Source organism: Pantoea sp. SIMBA_079, assembly GCF_046940275.1.
GTDB classification, from domain to species: domain Bacteria; phylum Pseudomonadota; class Gammaproteobacteria; order Enterobacterales; family Enterobacteriaceae; genus Pantoea; species Pantoea borealis.
Window position 1 is genome coordinate 137,184 of record NZ_JAWRYR010000007.1, and the last position, 21,466, is coordinate 158,649.

The following is a 21,466-nucleotide window of genomic DNA, read 5'->3' on the forward strand; positions in this document are numbered from 1 at the left end:
GGCGAGGCTGACATGCTGATGGAACCCTACAATCCGCCGCTCGAACCCTGGCTGCATATTCTGTATCAGGACGCGCACATTATGGTGGTCAACAAACCGAGCGGATTGCTGTCGGTGCCGGGCCGGCTGGAGGAGCACAAGGATAGCGTGATGACGCGCATCCAGCGTGATTATCCTGCCGCGGAGTCAGTCCATCGTCTTGATATGGCGACCAGCGGCGTGATTGTGGTGGCGCTGAACAAGGCAGCTGAGCGCGAGCTGAAACGCCAGTTTCGCGAGCGCGAGCCGTCAAAGCACTATGTGGCACGCGTCTGGGGACACCCGGCAGCGGAAAAGGGCCTGATCGATCTGCCGCTGATTTGCGACTGGCCCAACCGGCCAAAGCAGATGGTGAGTCATGAGCTGGGGAAACCAGCCCAGACGGAGTATGAGGTGCTGGAATATGCAGCCGATAACAGTGCTCGCGTGCTGCTGAGGCCCATTACCGGACGCTCACACCAGCTGCGCGTGCATCTGCTGGCACTGGGACATCCAATCCTTGGCGATCGTTTCTATGCGCATGAAGCGGCGCTGGCGATGGCTGCCCGTCTGCAGCTGCATGCGGAGTCGCTGACCATTACCCATCCGGCATTTGGCAACAGCATGACATTTCGTCAGCCGGCAGAGTTCTGACTCGCGTCATCCCGCCCTTTTTCAGGTAATAAGGGCGGGATGGCCGGGCTATTTAAATCCTTTCTCTTTGCGGATCAGGTCATATGCGGCCTGAATCTCCTGCGCTTTCTGTTTCGCCATCTCCATCATTTCCGGCGGCAGGCCTTTTGCCACCAGCTTATCGGGATGATGTTCACTCATCAGCTTGCGATAGGCGCGTTTAATTGTGGCGTTATCATCACTGCTTTTCACGCCCAGTACGCTGCAGGCGTCTTCCAGCGTGGGTCCCCGCTGCGCCTGCTGCCAGCCGCCGCCTGAGGTGCCCGCGCCGCCAAACTGCTGCCCGCCTTCCATCATGCGCAGGAACTGATCGAACTGCTGGCGTGAGATCCCCAGCTCTTCGGCGATCACATACAGAACCTGCCGCTCGTTCGGATGCAGCGAACCATCCGCAAACGCCGCCTGAATCTGAATTTCCAGAAACATCCGAATCAGATCAAAGCGGCCAAAACAGGCGCTGCGCAGTTCACGCAGCTTGTTGCGCAGCGGATAGTCGCTCTGCTTGCCCTCGCGAAACGCGCGCTGAGCGGCGGTGCGGGCATCTCCGTGCAGCTGCATGCGATCCATAAACAGTGACGCAATCTGAATATCCGCTTCTGTGACGCGCCCTTTTGATTTGGTCAGATGACCCATGACCTGAAACGTCGTGCTGAAAAACAGCGTCTGCCGCGACTGATTATTGGCAAAGTAACCCTGCCCTCTTACGCTGCGCACTTTATCAATCAGATGACCAATGATCAGACCCAGGACAATGCCCCAGAACCCCGCGCCCGACATCACGCCAAGCGCAAGACCAATAACTTTTCCCCAGTAGCGCATAAACTCCTCAATTCGCCATGCTTGCGGCTGAAAATTGCATTATCATACCTGTCATTTATCTCCGCGCCTAACGGCAACGCAGACAGAAAAGGATTAACGCTGGCACTACGCCGGGCGGTAAGTTAGTCTCTGTCCGGATTGTCGGCATGATGCCAGTGTCCATGGAATTATCGAAACCGCGTATGAAAAAACGTATACCTACCCTGCTGGCGACCATGATTGGTGCCGCACTTTATAGTCAGCACGCGCTGGCCGACGATTTGATGTCGCAGTGTATGCTGGGCGTGCCAAGCTACAACCGCCCGGTTATCAATGGTGACGCTAACTCCCTGCCGGTAACCATTAATTCCGACTCGGCAAAAGGCAATTATCCGGACGATGCGGTGTTTACCGGCAATGTCGATGTGCAGCAGGGTAACAGCCGTCTGCGCGCTGACGAAATGCAGCTGCATCAGCGTCAGCAGGAAGGCCAGACCGCGCCGGTACGTACCGTGGATGCGCTGGGTAATGTGCACTATGACGATAACCAGGTCATCCTGAAAGGTCCGAAAGCCTGGTCCAATCTGAATACCAAAGACACTAATGTCTGGAACGGTAACTATCAGATGGTGGGTCGCCAGGGACGCGGCGATGCCGATCAGATGAAGCTGCGTGGCAATAACCGGTATACCATTCTCGAAAATGGCACCTTCACTTCCTGTCTGCCAGGCTCTAACAGCTGGAGCGTGGCGGGTTCAGAAGTGATTCAGGATCGTCAGGAAGAAGTGGCAGAGATCTGGAATGCGCGCTTTAAACTCGGCAATGTGCCGGTGTTTTACAGCCCTTATCTGCAGCTGCCGATTGGCGATCGTCGTCGCTCCGGTTTCCTGATCCCCAATGCGAAATATGGCAGTAGTAACGGCTTCGAGTTTATGCTGCCGTACTACTGGAATATTGCACCGCAGGCGGATGCCACACTGACGCCGCACTATATGAGCAAGCGCGGTACGCAGCTGCAAACGGAGTTCCGCTACCTCACGGTATTCGGTGCCGGTCTGATGGAGCTGGATTACCTGCCGTCCGATAAGCAGTATGAGAAAGATCGCGCGGCGCGCTCTTCTATTGAAGACGATCAGGACTCTAAGCGCTGGCTCTTCTTCTGGCGCCACTCAGGCGTTTACGATCAGCACTGGCGCTTTGCGGCGGACTATACCAAGGTCAGCGATCCCTACTATTTCAACGATATCGACTCGAAATATTACAGCTCGACCAATAACTATGCGACGCAGAAATTCAGCATCGGCTACGCGGATACCAACTGGGATGCGACGCTGTCGACCAAAGATTTCCAGGTCTTCGGCAACACCAGTTCTGCCAACGTCTACCGGGCGGCACCGCAGCTTGACGTTAACGCTTACCAGAATGATATCGGTCCGTTCGATGGCCGCGTCTATGCACAGGCGGTGAAGTTCACCAACGTCAGCAACCGGATGCCGGAAGCGACGCGTCTGCATATTGAGCCTACGCTGAATCTGCCGCTTTCCAACGGCTGGGCCAGCCTTGATACCGAAGCAAAACTGCTGGCAACGCACTATCAGCAGGACAATATCGAAAGCTATAACACGCGCTTCAATCCCGATGCCACCAACAATAACAGTGGCCGGCTGAAAGATTCCGTTAACCGCACGCTGCCGCAATTTAAAGTGGATGGCCGTCTGGTATTTGACCGGGATATGGACTGGTCGCAGGGCTATACCCAGACGCTGGAGCCGCGCGTTCAGTATCTCTATATTCCGTATCGCGATCAGAGCAACATCTATCCTTACGACTCTACGCTGCTGCAGACCGACTATACCGGCCTGTTCCGCGATCGCACCTATAGCGGTCTCGATCGCATCGCCTCCTCGAACGAAGTGGCAAGCGGCGTAACAACACGCATTTATGACAACGATCTGGTTGAACGTTTTAACGTTTCTGTAGGTCAAATCTACTCGTTTACTCCGTCGCGTACCGGCGTAAACCAGACGAGTAAAGAAGATGATACCGGCAGCCTGGTATGGGCTGGCGACACATACTGGAAAATCAGCGATCGCTGGAACGTGCGTGGCGGACTGCAGTATGACACCCGTCTCGATAACGTTTCGCAGGGTAACACGGTCCTGGAGTATCGCCGTGACGCCGACCGCATGCTGCAGCTGAGCTACCGTTACAGCAGCCCGGAATATGTCGCGCAGGCGCGTAACAACGCCAGCCTGATTAACAATCCGATTTATAAAAATGGCATTTCGCAGGTCGGTGCAACCGGCAGCGTACCGATTGCCGATGCCTGGTCGCTGGTGGGGGGATACTACTATGATACCCGCAACAGTCGCCCGGCAGAGCAGCTGGTAGGCGTGCAGTACAGCTCCTGCTGCTACGCTATTCGTCTGGGTTACGAGCGCAAGATTAACGGCTGGGAAAACAACGACAGTAAATATGACAACCAAATCTCATTCAACATTGAGCTGCGTGGCCTGAGTTCCAACTACGGCTTAGGCACTAATGAAATGCTGCGTCAGGGTATTATTCCCTATCAGCGCGCATTCTGATGTTGTGATGTTTGACAGGCGATCCCGCAGTGCGGAAACAATAATGGATAAAGTATGAAGAACTGGAGAATGCTGATTCTGGGTGCGGCGATGTCGGCCGGCACCGCTTTCGCAGCCCCACAGGTAGTCGATAAAGTCGCCGCCGTCGTGAACAACGGCGTGGTGCTGGAAAGTGACGTCGATAATATGATGCGCACGGTAAAATCCCAGGCGCAGCAGGCGGGTCAGCAGTTGCCTGAGGACCGTACGTTGCGTCATCAGATCCTTGAGCGTCAGGTCATGGATAACATTATCCTGCAGATGGGTGAAAAAGCGGGCCTGCAGATCAGCGATCAGCAGCTGGATCAGGCGATCCAGAACATCGCTGCGCAGAACCGTATGAGCGTCGATCAGCTGCGCAGTCGCCTCGCCTACGATGGCATGAACTACAGCGACTACCGTGCGCAGATCCGTAAAGAGATGCTGATCTCTGAAGTGCGCAACAATGAAGTGCGCCGTCGCGTCACCATTCTGCCGCAGGAAGTCGATACGCTGGCAACGCAGATGGGTTCACAGAACTCACAGGGCACCGAGCTGAACATCAGTCAGATCCTGCTGCCGCTGCCGGAAAACCCTACGCAGCAGCAGGTTGACGATCAGGAAGCGCTGGCACGTCAGCTGGTGGGAGAAATCAAAGGCGGTACCGATTTCGGTAAGCTGGCGGTGACCTACTCAGCCGATCCGCAGGCGCTGAAAGGCGGCAACATGGGCTGGGGTAAAATCGAAGAGCTGCCTACGCTGTTCTCGCAGGCGCTGAGCAGCGCGAAAAAAGGCGATGTGGTCGGTCCGATTCGTTCAGGTGTGGGTTTCCATATCCTTAAAGTTAACGATCTGCGCGGCGAGAGCAAAAATATCTCGGTCACTGAGGTACATGCCCGTCATATTCTGCTGAAGCCTTCGCCCATCCTGAGCGACGATCAGGCGCGTGAAAAAATTACGCAGCTTGCCGCTGACATTAAAAGCGGAAAAACCACCTTTGCCGCTGCCGCTAAACAGTTCTCTGACGATCCGGGCTCGGCTAACCAGGGCGGCGATCTTGGCTGGGCTTCCCCCGACATTTACGATCCCGCTTTCCGCGACGCACTGCTGAAGCTGCAGAAAGGTCAGGTCAGCGCGCCGGTTCACTCTTCATTCGGCTGGCATCTGATCCAGCTGCTGGATACGCGCCAGGTGGATAAAACCGATGCGGCGCAGAAAGAGCGCGCCTATCGTCTGCTGTTCAACCGCAAATTTGCGGAAGAAGCGCAGACCTGGATGCAGGAGCAGCGCGCCAGCGCCTACGTGAAGATCCTTGATGGCAACTGATAGCTATCGCGTTGCGATCACGCCCGGCGAACCCGCCGGGATTGGTCCCGATCTCACGGTGCTGCTGGCGCAGCGTAACTGGCCGGTCGAACTGGTCGTCTGTGCTGACGGCGAGGTGCTGCGGCAGCGCGCTGCGCAGCTCGGTCTGCCGCTTACCCTGCTGCCGTGGCACCCTGACCGCGCCCCGCAGCCGCAGCAGGCAGGAACCCTGACGCTGCTGCAGATCGACACCGCACAGCCTGTGGTGCCGGGCCAGCTCTGCGTGGCTAATGGTGCCTACGTCCTTGAGACGCTGGCACGCGCCTGTGAAGGTGCGCTGCAGGGCGAGTTTGCAGCGCTGATCACCGGCCCCGTACATAAGGGCGTGATCAACGATGCCGGCATTCCGTTTACTGGCCATACCGAATTTTTTGCCGATCGTGCCGGTGGCGACCGCGTGGTTATGATGCTGGCAACCGAGTCGCTGCGGGTGGCGCTGGCAACCACCCACCTGCCGCTGAAAGATGTCTCTGCCGCCATCACGCGTGAGAGCCTGCATGAAGTCATCACCATTCTGCATCAGGATTTACAGCAGAAATTTGGCCTGCAGCAGCCTCATATTTTTGTCTGCGGACTCAATCCGCACGCTGGCGAAAGCGGACATATGGGGCGTGAAGAGATTGACACTATTACGCCAGCGCTGGACTCGCTGCGCCAGCAGGGCATCCGTCTGACGGGGCCCCTGCCGGCCGATACGCTGTTTCAGCCTAAATATCTGCAACATGCCGATGCGGTACTGGCGATGTATCATGACCAGGGACTGCCGGTCCTCAAATATCAGGGCTTTGGCCGCGCGGTGAATATCACCCTGGGCCTGCCTTTTATCCGAACCTCTGTCGATCACGGCACCGCGCTGGAACTGGCCGGGCTTGGGCAGGCAGAGCCGGGCAGCTTTATCACGGCGCTTAATCTCGCCATCACTATGATCAAGAGCAGTAATGAATAATCGCGTCCATCAGGGGCATTACGCCCGTAAACGTTTCGGGCAGAACTTCCTGAACGATCAGTACATTATCGATAGCATCGTCTCTGCTATTCATCCGCAAAAGCAGGAGGCGCTGGTCGAGATCGGTCCCGGTCTCGGTGCCCTGACCGAGCCGGTAGGCGAACGCCTGGACGCGCTGACCGTGGTTGAGCTGGATCGCGATCTGGCGGCACGTCTGCAGACCCATCCGTTCCTCGGTCCCAAGCTGACCATTTATCAGCAGGATGCGATGACCTTTGATTTTGCTGCGCTGGCGCAGGAAAAGGGGCAGCCGCTGCGCGTGTTTGGCAACCTGCCCTACAACATCTCCACGCCGCTGATGTTTCATCTTTTCAGCTATACTGGTTCGATCAAAGATATGCACTTCATGCTGCAGAAAGAGGTGGTTAACCGTCTGGTTGCCGGCCCGGGCAGTAAAGCATATGGTCGTCTCAGCGTGATGGCGCAGTACTACTGTCAGGTGATCCCGGTTCTTGAAGTGCCGCCGCAGTCGTTTACGCCGCCACCTAAAGTAGACTCTGCCGTGGTACGGCTGGTGCCTTATGCACAGCCGCCTTACCCGGTCAGCGATGTAAAGATCCTGAGCCGCATCACCACTGAGGCTTTTGGTCAGCGTCGCAAAACGTTGCGTAACAGCCTGGGTCATCTGGTTGCTGCAGGTGCGCTGGAAGAGTTAAATATTGATACCTCGCTGCGTGCAGAAAACGTCAGCGTTGCGCAGTATTGTCAGCTGGCAAACTGGCTGGGCAACCATCAGGCAAAAACAGCGGAGAACTAAGTGCATGAGTGATATGGCGCGCGTCTGTGTTCAGGTACTGAGTCAGTATGTGGAGTCGCAATCCTCACCGGAAGAGGATCGCTACGTGTTTGCCTATACCATCACTATTCGCAATCCCGGGCGCACGCGCGTTCAGCTGCGCAGCCGCTACTGGCTGATCACCAACGGCAACGGCCGTGAAACGGAAGTTCAGGGCGACGGTGTGGTAGGTGAGCAGCCTTTTATCGAGCCGGGTGGCGAATACCAGTATACCAGCGGCGCGATTCTGGAAACGCCGATGGGCACCATGCAGGGTCACTATGTCATGATCGATGAAGAGGGCACCGCCTTTAATGTCGATATTCCGGTGTTTCGCCTCGCCGTACAAACCCACATTCACTGATCCCCCCGCCCGGCTCGTCCGGGCGGCGTGTTTTACCGGACTGATATCATGAGTACATATCTGATTGGCGATATCCACGGCTGTTATGATGAGCTGCGCGCGCTGCTGACGCAGGTAAACTTTGATCCACAGCAGGATGAACTCTGGCTGACCGGCGATCTCGTGGCGCGCGGCCCCGGTTCACTGGAGGTGCTGCGCTACGTAAAATCACTGGGTGACAGCGTACGCATAGTGCTGGGCAATCATGACCTGCACCTGCTGGCGGTTTTTGCCGGCATCAGCCGTAATAAACCGAAAGACCGCCTGACGCCGCTGCTGGAGGCGGACGATGCTGATGCGCTGATCAACTGGCTGCGGCGCCAGCCGCTGCTCCAGGTTGATGAAGAGAAAAAGCTCGTCATGGCGCATGCCGGCATCACCCCGCAGTGGGATCTTGAGACGGCAAAAGCGTGCGCGCGCGAAGTAGAAGCGGTGCTCTCCAGCGACAGCTATCCGCTGTTTCTGGATGCGATGTATGGCGATATGCCCAACAACTGGACACCGGAACTGAGCGGCCTGGCGCGTCTGCGATTCAGTACGAATGCACTGACGCGCATGCGTTTCTGCTTTCCTAATGGCCAGCTGGATATGATCTGCAAAGAGGCCCCCGACTCCGCTCCACCGCCGCTGCGGCCCTGGTTCAACGTGGCGGGTAAAATGGGCAGCGACTACACGCAGATTTTCGGCCACTGGGCCTCGCTTGAGGGCAAAGGCACACCTGAACACGTTATTGGGCTGGATACCGGCTGCTGCTGGGGAGGCACGCTGACGCTGCTGCACTGGGAAACACAGCAATACTATGTGCAGCGCTCCCGGCGTGAAGCCGCACTGGCCGCTGAAGGCGCCGCCGCGACTCCTCCGCTGAGCAACACGCCATAAAAAAAGCCCCGCGATGTCAGCGGGGCTTTTTCTGATCTTCATAAAGGATAAATCAGGGCGGGTGCGCATTGATGCGCACCTGGCAACGATCAGCGGCGGCGGTCCAGAATCTCAAAGCAGTAACTGTGCGAATTCTGCGCATCTGCATCATGAAACTCGCTGAAAGCCGACTGCCACTCATCCGGCTCATAATCAGGGAACTGTGTATCCCCTTCCACTTCGGCATCAATATGCGTCAGATAAAGACGATCGGCGCGGGGCAGCATCTGCTCATAAATACGGCCGCCGCCAATCACCATGATCTCTTCTGCGTCACCGGCAGCCTGAATCGCCGCTTCCGGTGAAGTCACCCAGGTCACGCCTTCGTGGGTACCGGGCTTGCTGCTGACCACAATATTGAGCCGGCCCGGCAGCGGACGGCCAATCGACTCAAAGGTCAGACGCCCCATAATCACGGGTTTGTTCAGCGTGTTGCGTTTGAACCAGGCGAGATCGGCGGGTAAATGCCACGGCATGGCGTTTTCCATACCAATAATGCGATCCGCAGCCAGTGCTGCGATCAGACTAATCATGATTAAAAACCTGCTGGAAAAAATTGGCGCAATGATACGTAAAGGCGAAAGTTTCGTCGATAGGCCAGCCGTGCTATTTGCGTAAAGCTCTTTTGCCGCCAGATTCAGGCTGTCAGGCAGAGCTTTACACCGACTTTACTGCGATTAACGGAGAGAGCCGCCACGATCGCCTGCGCCACTGGCACAACTCAGGGGTGTTACCGGCAGGTTTTCAGAGAGAGTGTAAAGAAAAACGCACTGAGCGGCTCCGCAGGGAGCCGCTGCAGTCATCAGAAGTCGTAACGCAGACGTACCAGGTTCACGTTGCCCAGCGACTTGCTGGTATCGGAGGTAATGACATACTCATAATCAACGCGGAAGCCGTAGTCGAGCTGCGCACTGACGCCCACGCCATTATCGATACGCTTATAGTGACGTCCGTTGGCGAACTCCAGACGATCGCCCATCACATAAGGCTGAAGGGTTTTCACCGCATACTCACCTACAGCAAATTTATAACCGGCAAAATACTCGATGCCCCAGGCGTCATCCGCAAAGTAGCGTGTTGCGCTTTTCAGGCGGGTTGGTGCAAAGTTCTGATACCAGCCGGCGCCTGCCGCCAGCGTCCAGCTGTCTGGCGTCCAGCTGACCGAGGTGCCCCAGATATGCTGATCGTAGCGCTCGCTGTCGCCGGTGCCCGGATTACGCACGGTGGCACGGGTATAATTCCACGCTGTGCCCCACGCCAGCTCATCGCTGATGTGATAGTTCACGCCCAGCGACCCACCGCCGTTGCGCTTGTAGCGCAGGCCGTTGCCCGGCAGATATTCGGTATCCTCAAACAGATAAGAGGCGTACAGATCGGCGGCGCCGGCACGGGTTTTGTACTTCAGCATTTTGCGTGAGCGATAGCTGCCGTCGTAATCGCCGTTGATACCGACGCCGGAGCCCTGGGCCAGCATATCGTAATCCCAGATATCGGTTTTTGCGCCAACCACATCGTAATAGACGCTGTTCTGCTGACCAAAATAGAGTTCGCCGAGGCTGGCACTTTTAAAACCGGTATAGAGCTGACGGCGTGAGGTATCGCGTGCGCCGCTGGCATAGTGGTGATCCCAGCCCCACCAGGCCGGGAAATTAACGCCCAGCTCATAGTAGCCTACCCAGCTCAGATCCTCTGCGATCGCGTAGTCTGCGCCAAAGCGAAAACGCGAGCCGCCGTCGTAGCCGTTACGCTTGTAGGATGTGTCATTTACGCCATTCTGATGCATAAACTGCGGGCGAATGCTGCCGCCCACTTTAAAGCCAAGGCGCCCGAGTGCGCTGTCTGCCTGAGGATCCTGCTTCAGCAGAGTAATTTCTGCCTGGCTGGCGAGAGGCGCAGCCATCAGCAACGCAGCCACTGCGCTAAGAGTTAAAGCACGCATTTTCATTTTATATTTTCCGGTGAAGGTAAAGGCTCTATGGTTGAGCGCGCCAGATAGTACGGTGCCCTTACCGGATGGCGGGTTATAAATTTGTGCGAAAAATCTTAAAAAGGCAGTCAGCAGCACCAATAGCTAAAAGTTAAGCCAAATCAGCAGGTTTGCTACGACCGCTCTGTTTCAGGCAAAAAAAAACGGCCCCGTCCGGGGCCGCTGTTTTTTACGGGTGCTGCGCTTATTTGCCCTTCAGCTGCGCATGCATCTCCTGCACTGAAATGACTTTCTCTGTGGGATCGGCATTCAGAGCCATCGCGGTCGCAAAGCCACCGTTCAGTGTGGTGTCATAGTGCACTTTATACTGCAGCGCGCTGCGGCGAATCAGCTTGGAGTCCTCAATCGCCTGACGCCCCGCCGTGGTGTTAACGATGTAGGTGTATTCGCCGTTCTTCAGGCGATCCTGAATGTGCGGGCGTCCCTCATGCACTTTGTTGACCAGGCGCGGATTAATACCCGCCTCGCCCAGCACCACTGCCGTACCGTGGGTTGCGTCCAGCTCAAAGCCAAACTTCTGCAGCTTAGCCGCCAGATCGACGATGCGCTTTTTATCACCTTCACGTACCGAGAGCAGCGCGCGGCCGCTTTTCTTCATGTTGCTCTGCGCGCCCAGCATCGCTTTACCGAAGGCCTCAGCAAAGGTGCGGCCGACGCCCATCACCTCACCGGTAGAGCGCATTTCCGGCCCCAGAATCGGATCGACGCCCGGGAACTTGTTGAACGGCAGCACCACTTCTTTCACCGAGTAGTAAGGCGGAATGACCTCTTCCGTCACGCCCTGCTCCAGCAGCGTTTTGCCCGCCATGACGCGTGCAGCCACTTTGGCCAGCGGTACGCCGGTAGCCTTGGAGACAAAAGGAACGGTACGTGCCGCACGCGGGTTAACCTCAATCAGGTAAACCTCATTATCTTTGACCGCAAACTGCACGTTCATCAGGCCGCGTACGTTGAGCTCAAACGCCAGCTTCTCAACCTGCTGACGCATCACGTTCTGGATTTCACTGCTCAGCGTATAGGCGGGCAGAGAACAGGCAGAGTCACCGGAGTGCACGCCCGCCTGCTCAATATGTTCCATGATGCCGCCAATCAGTACCCGCTCGCCGTCGCAGATAGCATCCACATCCACTTCCACCGCATCATCCAGGAAGCGATCCAGCAGCACCGGCGCATCGTTAGAGACGGAGACTGCAGTCTGGAAATAGCGCTTAAGATCCACTTCGTCATAGACAATTTCCATTGCGCGGCCGCCCAGTACATAGGAAGGACGCACCACCAGCGGATAACCGATACCGGCAGCTTTCTCTACCGCCTGCTCCAGCGTGGCAACCGTGGCGTTAGCCGGCTGTTTCAGTTTCAGACGATCGACCGCCTGCTGGAAACGTTCACGGTCTTCAGCACGGTCAATGGCGTCCGGGCTGGTACCAATAACCGGTACCCCTGCCGCTTCCAGCGCACGAGCCAGTTTCAGTGGCGTCTGGCCACCGTACTGCACGATAACGCCTTTTGGCTGCTCGATACGTACAATCTCCAGCACATCTTCCAGCGTGACCGGCTCAAAGTAGAGTCGGTCGGAAGTGTCATAATCGGTTGAGACCGTTTCCGGGTTGCAGTTAACCATGATGGTTTCATAACCATCTTCACGCAGCGCCAGCGACGCATGGACGCAGCAGTAGTCAAACTCAATACCCTGACCAATACGGTTTGGCCCGCCGCCCAGCACCATGATTTTGTCACGATCCTGATTCGGGTTCGCTTCACACTCCTCCTCATAGGTGGAGTACATGTAGGCGGTATCGGTCGAGAACTCAGCGGCACAGGTATCTACGCGCTTATAAACCGGGTGCAGATTGTACTGCTGACGCAGCTTGCGGATTTCGCTTTCCGCCACGCCTGCCAGCGCTGCCAGGCGCGCATCAGCAAAGCCTTTACGCTTCAGAGCACGCAGGAAACCGGCATCGAGTGCGTTAACCCCTTCACGTGCAACCTGCTCTTCCAGCCGCACCAGCTCTTCAATCTGCACCAGGAACCAGCGATCGATATTGGTAAGATTAAAGACGCCATCCACCGACATACCGGCACGAAACGCGTCAGCGACATACCAGATGCGATCTGAGCCGGCATCTTTCAGCTCGCGGCGGATCCGGGTCAGCGCGTCGGCGTCATCCAGATCCACTTTCGGATCGAAGCCGTTAGCACCAACTTCAAGGCCGCGCAGCGCTTTCTGCATCGACTCCTGGAAAGTGCGGCCAATCGCCATCACTTCACCCACTGATTTCATCTGCGTGGTAAGGCGATCGTTAGCGCCGGCAAACTTCTCAAAGTTAAAGCGCGGGATCTTGGTCACGACATAGTCGATAGAGGGTTCAAACGACGCCGGCGTGCGACCGCCGGTGATGTCGTTCATCAGCTCATCAAGCGTAAAGCCAACCGCCAGCTTAGCCGCGACTTTAGCAATCGGGAAGCCGGTGGCTTTGGACGCCAGCGCGGAGGAGCGCGATACGCGCGGGTTCATTTCGATAACGATCAGGCGGCCATCTTTCGGGTTCACCGAGAACTGTACGTTAGATCCCCCGGTTTCAACGCCAATCTCACGCAGTACCGCCAGCGAGGCGTTACGCATGATTTGGTACTCTTTGTCCGTCAGCGTCTGCGCCGGCGCCACGGTGATAGAGTCGCCGGTGTGAATGCCCATGGCATCGAAGTTTTCAATTGAGCAGACGATGATGCAGTTATCGTTTTTATCGCGCACCACCTCCATCTCATACTCTTTCCAGCCAATCAGCGATTCATCAATCAGCAGCTCGTTGGTCGGAGAGAGGTCGAGGCCGCGCTCACAGATCTCTTCAAACTCTTCGCGATTGTAAGCAATACCGCCGCCGGTGCCGCCCATGGTAAAGGAGGGACGAATAATGCACGGAAAGCCAACCTCTTCCGCAACCTTCAGCGCCTCTTCCATGGTGTGAGCAATACCCGAACGGGCGGTATCAAGACCGATGCTTTTCATTGCCACATCAAAGCGACGGCGATCTTCTGCTTTATCGATAGCGTCAGCCGTGGCACCGATCATGGTCACGCCAAACTCTTCCAGCACGCCCTGGCGCTCCAGCTCCAGCGCACAGTTCAGTGCGGTCTGCCCGCCCATGGTTGGCAGTACTGCATCCGGACGCTCTTTTTCAATGATTTTGCGCACCACTTCCCAGTGGATTGGCTCAATATAGGTCGCGTCGGCCATTTCCGGATCGGTCATGATGGTCGCCGGATTGGAGTTAACCAGAATGACGCGATAACCCTCTTCACGCAGTGCTTTACACGCCTGCGCGCCCGAGTAGTCAAATTCACACGCCTGACCGATAACGATCGGGCCAGCGCCAAGGATCAGGATAGATTTTATGTCAGTACGTTTTGGCATCGGAGGCTCCTGATTACTTCGCGTTTGAACGGTAGGCTTCAATCAGTTCGATAAAGTGATCGAACAGCGGCGCCGCATCGTGCGGGCCAGGACTCGCTTCCGGATGTCCCTGGAAGCTGAAAGCGGGTTTATCGGTACGATGGATCCCCTGCACGGTCTGGTCAAACAGCGACACATGCGTCACGCGCAGATTTGCCGGTATCTGGCTCTCATCGACGGCAAAGCCGTGGTTCTGCGCGGTAATCATCACGGTATTGTTATCGAGATCTTTCACCGGATGGTTGCCGCCGTGATGGCCCAGCTTCATTTTGACGGTTTTTGCGCCGCTGGCCAGTGCCAGCAGCTGGTGACCCAGGCAGATACCAAATACCGGGATCTCTGTCTCCAGAAATGCCTGAATCGCGCGGATAGCGTAGTCACACGGCTCCGGATCGCCCGGGCCATTGGAGAGGAAGATGCCGTCCGGATTGAGTGCCAGCACCTCTTCTGCTGGCGTCTGCGCCGGTACCACCGTCAGGCGGCAGCCGCGATCTACCAGCATGCGCAGGATATTGCGCTTGGCGCCGTAGTCATAGGCGACCACGTGATATGGCAGTGCGTCAGCGGACTGCTGCTCAGGCAGGCCGTCCTTCAGCGTCCAGCTCCCCTGCTGCCAGGTGTATGTTTCAGTGGTGGCCACTTCTTTCGCCAGATCCATGCCCTTCAGCCCCGGGAACGCCTGCGCTTTTTGCAGCGCCAGCGCTGCATCCGGCGCGTCACCCGCAATGATGCAGCCGTTCAGCGCACCTTTTTCACGCAGCAGACGCGTCAGCTTGCGCGTATCGATATCGGCAATGCCGACAATGTTATTGCGCTGCAGCCAGGCAGAGAGGCTCTCTTCACTGCGGAAGTTGCTGGTAATCAGTGGCAGGTCGCGAATGACCAGGCCCTGAGCATGGATCTGATTCGATTCATCATCTGCGATATTGACGCCAACGTTGCCGATATGGGGATAAGTAAGAGTAACAATCTGGCGGGAATAGGAGGGATCAGTAAGGATTTCTTGATAACCGGTCATTGACGTGTTGAAAACGACCTCACCCACTGCCGAACCCGTAGCCCCGATGGCCCGACCGTGGAATTGGGTTCCGTCTTCCAGAACCAAGAGCGCTGACTTAATCAAAACATCCTCCAGGGAATAAACAGTCATAATATATGCATATTAATTCATAATACTGGCCTGAATCAATGTAAAAACCGCCTGACTGCTCGATTTTTGGCAAATTGCGCGCATTCTAATGATCCCCCCTGCTGATGTCTACCCGGAAAGGCGGTTTTTTTATGCTTTTCGGAGGCTATAACAGAAACAAAGCGCAAAGAGGGTAAAAACAGCACCTTAACAGGCTGATTAATCGGTTGCCTGACATAAATAAAAGCCAGCCGGCCTGATGCACATAATATTTTTGACCAAATGGTCAAATTTAACTTTAGCAGCGCAGAAAAACCCCGGATAACATCTAAAAAAAGAAGCATTGCAGAAAAAAAACCAATGAAGACCTGTTTTTTACATAAAATAAAGGGCAATAATTATATTGCCCTGTCAATCAATGCACTAGCGACTGAAAAACCACATCACGATGGCTCACAACACTTAACTCACACTAAATTCAGCACGTCACGCATGTCATAAAGCCCATTTTTACCGTTTCTGACCCATAAAGCAGCTTTTATCGCGCCTTTTGCAAAGGTCATCCGGCTGGATGCTTTATGGCTAATCTCTATGCGTTCGCCAGCATCAGCAAACAGAGCAGTATGCTCACCTATGATGTCGCCGGCGCGCACCGTGGCAAAGCCAATAGTCTGCGCTTTACGTTCGCCGGTGTGACCCTCACGCGCGTAGACCGCATGCTCCGCCAGCGTCCAGTCCATCGCGTCCGCAATGGCTTCCCCCATTGCCAGTGCCGTTCCTGAAGGCGCATCAACCTTGTGGCGGTGATGGGCTTCAACGATTTCAATATCCGCATATTCCCCCATCACTCTGGCCGCCTGCTGCAGCAGATTGAGCATCAGGTTGACGCCAACGCTGAAGTTTGCAGCGAACACAATACCGATCTCCTCTGCCGCTGCACGGATTGCGGCTTTTCCGGCATCGTCGAAACCGGTTGTGCCAATCACCATCGCTTTATGATGCTCGCGGCAAAAGGCCAGATACTCCAGCGTGCCTTCCGGACGGGTAAAGTCGATCAGCACATCGAACTCGTTTACCACGCTCAGTAAATCATCGGTAATGATGACGCCGGTTTTACCTATGCCTGCCAGTTCACCCGCATCTGTACCCAGCAGTGAAGAGCCGCTGCGCGCCAGCGCAGCGCCCACCGCCACGCCTTCCGCCTGATGCGCGGCCTGAATCAGATTTCGTCCCATGCGGCCCGGCGCACCAACAATAGCTAAGCGGATATCACTCATATTTATTCATTCCTGATACAAAACTATGCATGCAAAGCGTAAACAGGTTAACCATCAGCTAACCGTCACGCCACAATAAAAAAGGGATATAAGAATTTCAGGACAGCCCTGAGACATTATCAGTAAAAACAATCCCGGCGGCTGGTTGTGACGAGGCATGCCGCCGTACATAAAGAAAAGGCCGAACAATGTCGGCCTGAGACGGTATAAAATGCGAAGCGCTTATTGCACGTTACGCACGTCAACGCGCAGCTCTTTCGGCACTTCGAATACGATATTTTCTTCGCGGCCGATCAGCTCAATGGCTGCTTCACCACCGAGTTCGCGCAGGCGCTGGATCACCTGCTGTACCAGAATATCGGGCGCAGAAGCACCTGCCGTGACGCCAATACACTCTACGCCGGTTACCCACTCCTCCTGAATATCGTCCGCTGAGTCGATAAGCTTTGCCAGCTTACCCGCACGCTGTGCCAGTTCAGCCAGCCGGTTAGAGTTAGAGGAGTTTTTTGAACCGACCACCAGCACCACTTCAGCGTCCTGTGCCAGCACGCGTACCGCTTCCTGCCGGTTGGTGGTGGCATAGCAGATGTCATCTTTACGCGGTCCGATAATGGCCGGGAAGCGCTGACGTAAGGCGTCAATGACATCTGACGTGTCATCAACTGACAGCGTCGTCTGCGTCATGAAGCAGAGGTTGCTCTCATCTTTGACGGTCAGCTTAAACACATCTTCCGGAGACTCCACCAGATACATGCCGCCATTGGGATTGCTGTATTGCCCCATGGTGCCTTCGACTTCCGGATGACCGGCGTGACCGATCAGGATCGCTTCAACCCCTTTGCGGCTGGCACGCGCCACTTCCATATGGACTTTCGTCACCAGCGGACAGGTGGCATCAAACAGCATCGTCAGATCGCGCGCTTTTGCTTCGGCGCGCACCGCCTGCGAAACCCCGTGTGCTGAGAAGATCAGAATGGCACCATCCGGCACTTCACCGATCTCTTCGATAAAGATCGCGCCACGCTCGCGCAGGCTGCTCACCACATACCGGTTATGCACAACTTCGTGACGCACATAGATTGGCGCGCCATACATCTCCAGCGCCCGCTCAACGATGCTGATAGCGCGATCCACACCGGCGCAGAAGCCGCGCGGGTTAGCTAACAGGATTTGCATTGTTATCCTCCAGCGCCGGGTCGATCTCAAGGACTTCAATATCAAACCGGACAGGCTGCCCCGCCAGCGGATGATTGAAATCTACGGTAATTGAGTCACCGGAAATTTCGCGGATCACGCCAGGCATCTCGCTGCCGCCCATGCCGCTGAACAGCATGATTGCGCCGATTTCCGGCTCGCCCGCGTCGATAAAATCGCGGCGCGAAAAATACTGGATCAGATCCGGGCTGCTGGCGCCAAACGCATCTTCCGGTGCCAGCGTGAAGGCGAGCTGATCGCCCGCTTTGCACCCCAGCAGCTCGCGCTCCAGCGCCGCCGACAGGCTGCCGTCACCCAGACGGAACAGCGCAGGCTTGCCGTTAGCACGGGTGGATTCGGCGGTGGAGCCATCCTCCAGCTTTAGCGTGAAATGCACCAGCAGCGCGCTATCGGGCTGAACTGTCTCTGTCATCGGTTACCCTTACTCTCTCTTTCATCATGCCCGCGCCTGCACCCGTTACCGGCGTGCAGGCAGCAGACGTCAGGATGTTGCTTTTTTGCCATTGGGGCTGAAAAACCCTTCCAGCACGACCAGCGCCGCGCCGATGCAGATGCCGCAGTCAGCGATATTGAAGGTGGCGAAGTGCCAGTTACCGACATAAAAGTCGATAAAGTCGACGACAAAACCGTGCCAGGCGCGATCGAACAGATTACCGAGCGCACCGCCAACAATCAGCGCATACGCGATATTGCTGAGCCTGTTGCTGGCGCGGTTGCGGTACATCATCACCAGCAGCGCCACAACAATCGCCACGGCAATACCGGCAAAGAACCAGCGCTGCCAGCCACCTTTATCCGCCAGGAAGCTGAACGCGGCGCCATAGTTATGCGCGTAGAACAGATTCAGAAACGGCATCAGCGGCTGCGTTTCATGCAGCATCATATTGTTCATGACCCACAGCTTGCTGGCCATATCGATGCCGATCACCACCAGCACCAGCCAGATCCAGCGCAGTCCGGTTGAACTGAGTTTAGTCATCAGGCAAATTTCCGTACTTCACCGTCGCCGGCTACGTTGGAATAACAGCGGCCGCACACGTCGGCGTGCTCCGGATTCTGGCCTATGTCGGTAGTATAGTGCCAGCAGCGCGGGCACTTCTCGCCTGCTGCTTTATGCAGGGCAATTTTCAGCCCTTTCAGCAGATCGCTCTGCTGCGCGTCGTCACTCGCCGCTGCATAGCCAGCTACGGTGGCACCCGACGTCAGCAGCACAAAACGCAGCTCGTCGCCCAGAGCCTGCAGCTTCGCACCCAGCTCAGGTTCCGCATAGAGCGTGACCGTCGCCTCCAGCGCACCACCGATGCGCTTGTCGCTGCGCGCCTGCTCAATCGCTTTATTGACTTCACCACGTACTTTCAGCAGATCGGCCCAGAATGCATCGTTCATCGGCTCATCTGCCGCAAGGCCGAACAGATTGTCATACCACTCTTCGGTGAAGACATACTGCGCGCGTTCGCCCGGCAGGTGACCCCAAATCTCATCGGCGGTGAAGGACATGACAGGCGCCATCCAGCGCACCAGCGCTTCCACGATGTGCCACAGCGCGGTCTGACAGCTGCGACGCGCCAGGCTGTCGCCTTTCGCCGTGTACTGACGATCTTTAATCACATCAAGATAGAACGAACCCATCTCAATAGAGCAGAAGTGCATCAGGCGCTGCACCACTTCATGAAAATCGTAGTTCTCATAGGAAGCAACGATATCCTGCTGCGCCGCCAGCGCGCGTCCTACCGCCCAGCGATCGACCACGACCATCTCTTCCGGCGTGACGCAATCAGTGGCCGGATTGAAGCCTGCCAGATTGGCCAGCAGGAAGCGTGCGGTGTTGCGGATACGGCGATAGCTGTCGGCCGCACGTTTCAGAATCTCATCCGATACCGCCATTTCGCCGGAGTAGTCGGTAGAGGCGACCCACAGACGCAGAATGTCTGCGCCGAGCTTATCCATTACGTCCTGCGGCGCCACGGTGTTGCCGATCGATTTTGACATCTTGCGGCCCTGACCATCCACGGTAAAACCGTGAGTCAGCACCTGGCGATAAGGCGCTTTGCCTTTCATCGCTGTGGAGATCATCAGGGAGGACATAAACCAGCCGCGATGCTGATCGGAGCCTTCCAGATACATATCCGGCGCGTGTCCCTCAAACTCCGGGCGTGCATCGACCACTGAGAAGCTGGTTGATCCGGAGTCAAACCACACATCCAGCGTATCCGGCACTTTCACGTAAAGATCGGCGTCATCGCCCATCAGCTCGCGCGGATCGAGATCCCACCACGCCTGAATGCCATCCTGCTCCACGCGCTGTGCCACTTTTTCCATCAGCTCCAGCGTGTCCGGGTGCAGCTGCTCGCTCTCTTTGTGCACGAACAGCGCCATAGGAACGCCCCAGGTGCGCTGGCGCGAGATGCACCAGTCAGGACGGTTAGCGACCATGGCTTCGATACGCGCCTGGCCCCAGTCCGGGATCCACTGCACGCCTTTGATCTCTTTCAGCGACTGCGCGCGCAGCCCCTGCTGATCCATGCTGATAAACCACTGCGGTGTTGCCCGGAAGATAATCGGCGTTTTGTGGCGCCAGCAGTGCGGATAGCTGTGCAGCAGTTTCTCCACGTGCAGCAGCGCACCCTTCTCTTTCAGCAGTTCAACGATCATGTCGTTAGCTTTAAAGACATTGACGCCATCCAGCGACGGGTATGTGCCCGGCAGATAGGTGCCATCGGGTGCTACCGGGTTAGCGGTCTCAATACCATATTTCTGACCAATGACGTAGTCGTCCGGACCGTGTCCTGGCGCGGTATGCACCGCACCGGTACCCGCTTCCAGCGTAACGTGCTCGCCCAGTACCACTTTTGACTGAACCTGGGTCAGGAACGGATGCTGAAACAGCTGCAGCTCCAGCGCTGCGCCCTGGCATTCGCCCAGCACCTGCCACTCGCTGATGCCGGCGCGCTTCATCACGCTCTCCACCAGGTCTTTAGCGAGGATCAGGCTGCGACCGTCAATCTGCACCAGCTGGTATTCAAATTCCGGGTGCAGTGAAATTGCGCGGTTAGCAGGCATGGTCCACGGCGTGGTGGTCCAGATCACCAGTGAAACCGGCCCCTCAGAGGTGCTAACGCCAAAGGCGGATCGCACCGCATCGGCATCCAGCGCGTTAAACATCACATCGATAGAGGGAGAGGTTTTGTCGTAATACTCAACTTCCGCCTCCGCCAGCGCTGAACGGCAATCCATGCACCAGTGCACCGGCTTCGCGCCTTTATGCAGATGGCCGTTACCGATGATTTTACCCAGCGCACGAATGATATTGGCTTCGGTCTGGAAGTTCATGGTCAGATAGGGACGATCCCAGTCACCCAGCACGCCAAGGCGAATAAAATCTTTTTTCTGCCCTTCTACCTGCTCGGCAGCATAGCTGCGGCAGGCGGCCCGAAACTCTGCCGCGCTGACTTTCTCGCCCGGCTTGCCAATCATCTGCTCAACTTTATGCTCAATGGGTAAGCCGTGGCAGTCCCAGCCCGGGACATAGGGCGAATCGTATCCCGCCATGCCTTTCGACTTAACAATAATGTCTTTCAGAATCTTGTTAACAGAGTGACCAATATGAATATTGCCGTTTGCATACGGAGGGCCATCATGCAGGATAAAGGTTTTTTTCCCTTTTTTGGCGGCGCGGATGATGCCGTAGAGATTGTCATCATACCAGCGCTGCAGCATGCCCGGTTCGCGTTTGGCCAGATCGCCACGCATCGGGAACCCCGTTTCCGGCAAATTCAGGGTAGATTTATAGTCACTCATCAGATTCTCGATTCCGTCTGTCGGTCA

General features: G+C 56.3%; 17 protein-coding genes. 7 read left to right on the top strand and 10 right to left on the bottom strand.

Annotated features, from left to right (window positions below; translation table 11 throughout):
• Positions 1-12: 12 nt before the first annotated feature.
• Entirely contained in the window at positions 13-672 is a 660-nt protein-coding gene (gene rluA / locus SB719_RS11575; protein ID WP_065650158.1) for a bifunctional tRNA pseudouridine(32) synthase/23S rRNA pseudouridine(746) synthase RluA, read from the top strand.
• Between the two features lie 48 nt (positions 673-720).
• Here the strand turns inward: rluA and djlA are convergent, their stop codons facing one another.
• A complete protein-coding gene (gene djlA / locus SB719_RS11580; protein WP_065650159.1) occupies positions 721-1,530 on the bottom strand; it encodes a co-chaperone DjlA in 810 nt (269 codons plus the stop codon).
• A gap of 182 nt (positions 1,531-1,712) precedes the next feature.
• Here djlA and lptD point away from each other — a divergent pair, with 182 nt between their 5' ends.
• The 6 genes from lptD to apaH are packed head-to-tail and all read left to right on the top strand — an operon-like array spanning position 1,713 to position 8,543.
• Positions 1,713-4,097: an LPS assembly protein LptD gene (lptD, locus tag SB719_RS11585; protein ID WP_412159248.1), complete on the top strand. Its 2,385-nt coding sequence runs from the start codon at positions 1,713-1,715 to the stop codon at positions 4,095-4,097.
• Positions 4,098-4,151: 54 nt separating this feature from the next.
• Entirely contained in the window at positions 4,152-5,441 is a 1,290-nt protein-coding gene (surA, locus tag SB719_RS11590) for a peptidylprolyl isomerase SurA (protein ID WP_292975433.1), read from the top strand.
• A complete protein-coding gene (gene pdxA, locus SB719_RS11595) occupies positions 5,431-6,426 on the top strand; it encodes a 4-hydroxythreonine-4-phosphate dehydrogenase PdxA (protein ID WP_304233457.1) in 996 nt (331 codons plus the stop codon). Before surA ends, pdxA begins: the two co-directional genes overlap by 11 nt.
• Positions 6,419-7,243 carry a 16S rRNA (adenine(1518)-N(6)/adenine(1519)-N(6))-dimethyltransferase RsmA gene (gene rsmA, locus SB719_RS11600; protein WP_039382519.1) on the top strand — a complete coding sequence of 275 codons (825 nt, stop codon included), beginning with the start codon at positions 6,419-6,421 and terminating at the stop codon, positions 7,241-7,243. Before pdxA ends, rsmA begins: the two co-directional genes overlap by 8 nt.
• Positions 7,244-7,247: 4 nt before the next feature.
• The gene (apaG, locus tag SB719_RS11605; RefSeq protein WP_065650162.1) at positions 7,248-7,625 is read left to right on the top strand and encodes a Co2+/Mg2+ efflux protein ApaG; all 378 of its coding nucleotides are present in this window, start codon (positions 7,248-7,250) and stop codon (positions 7,623-7,625) included.
• A 48-nt stretch (positions 7,626-7,673) separates the two neighbouring features.
• A complete protein-coding gene (gene apaH / locus SB719_RS11610; RefSeq protein ID WP_065650163.1) occupies positions 7,674-8,543 on the top strand; it encodes a bis(5'-nucleosyl)-tetraphosphatase (symmetrical) ApaH in 870 nt (289 codons plus the stop codon).
• Positions 8,544-8,632: 89 nt separating this feature from the next.
• On the opposite strand, the gene folA is transcribed toward apaH, so the two are convergent.
• The 9 genes from folA to ileS all read right to left on the bottom strand — a co-directional run bounded on the left by folA (position 8,633) and on the right by ileS (position 21,439).
• Positions 8,633-9,115 (bottom strand): type 3 dihydrofolate reductase, encoded by a 483-nt coding sequence (gene folA / locus SB719_RS11615; protein ID WP_065650164.1) that lies wholly within the window; start codon positions 9,113-9,115, stop codon positions 8,633-8,635.
• Positions 9,116-9,384: 269 nt separating this feature from the next.
• On the bottom strand, positions 9,385-10,527 hold the full coding sequence (locus SB719_RS11620) for a porin (protein ID WP_412159249.1): 1,143 nt from the start codon (positions 10,525-10,527) through the stop codon (positions 9,385-9,387).
• Between the two features lie 226 nt (positions 10,528-10,753).
• Entirely contained in the window at positions 10,754-13,981 is a 3,228-nt protein-coding gene (gene carB, locus SB719_RS11625; protein WP_065650166.1) for a carbamoyl-phosphate synthase large subunit, read from the bottom strand.
• 13 nt (positions 13,982-13,994) lie between these two features.
• Positions 13,995-15,143, bottom strand: coding sequence for a glutamine-hydrolyzing carbamoyl-phosphate synthase small subunit (carA, locus tag SB719_RS11630; RefSeq protein WP_292975418.1), 1,149 nt, complete (start codon positions 15,141-15,143; stop codon positions 13,995-13,997).
• Positions 15,144-15,616: 473 nt separating this feature from the next.
• Positions 15,617-16,426, bottom strand: a complete 810-nt coding sequence (gene dapB / locus SB719_RS11635) for a 4-hydroxy-tetrahydrodipicolinate reductase (RefSeq protein WP_412159250.1) — start codon at positions 16,424-16,426, stop codon at positions 15,617-15,619.
• Between the two features lie 222 nt (positions 16,427-16,648).
• Complete coding sequence (ispH, locus tag SB719_RS11640; protein ID WP_292975415.1) at positions 16,649-17,602, bottom strand: 4-hydroxy-3-methylbut-2-enyl diphosphate reductase; 954 nt, start codon at positions 17,600-17,602, stop codon at positions 16,649-16,651.
• Positions 17,583-18,053, bottom strand: coding sequence for an FKBP-type peptidyl-prolyl cis-trans isomerase (gene fkpB / locus SB719_RS11645; RefSeq protein ID WP_065650170.1), 471 nt, complete (start codon positions 18,051-18,053; stop codon positions 17,583-17,585). The genes ispH and fkpB overlap by 20 nt, the downstream gene beginning before the upstream one ends.
• 69 nt (positions 18,054-18,122) lie before the next feature.
• Entirely contained in the window at positions 18,123-18,620 is a 498-nt protein-coding gene (gene lspA / locus SB719_RS11650; RefSeq protein ID WP_065650171.1) for a signal peptidase II, read from the bottom strand.
• Positions 18,620-21,439: an isoleucine--tRNA ligase gene (ileS, locus tag SB719_RS11655; RefSeq protein ID WP_065650172.1), complete on the bottom strand. Its 2,820-nt coding sequence runs from the start codon at positions 21,437-21,439 to the stop codon at positions 18,620-18,622. The genes lspA and ileS overlap by 1 nt, the downstream gene beginning before the upstream one ends.
• Between the last annotated feature and the right edge of the window lie 27 nt (positions 21,440-21,466).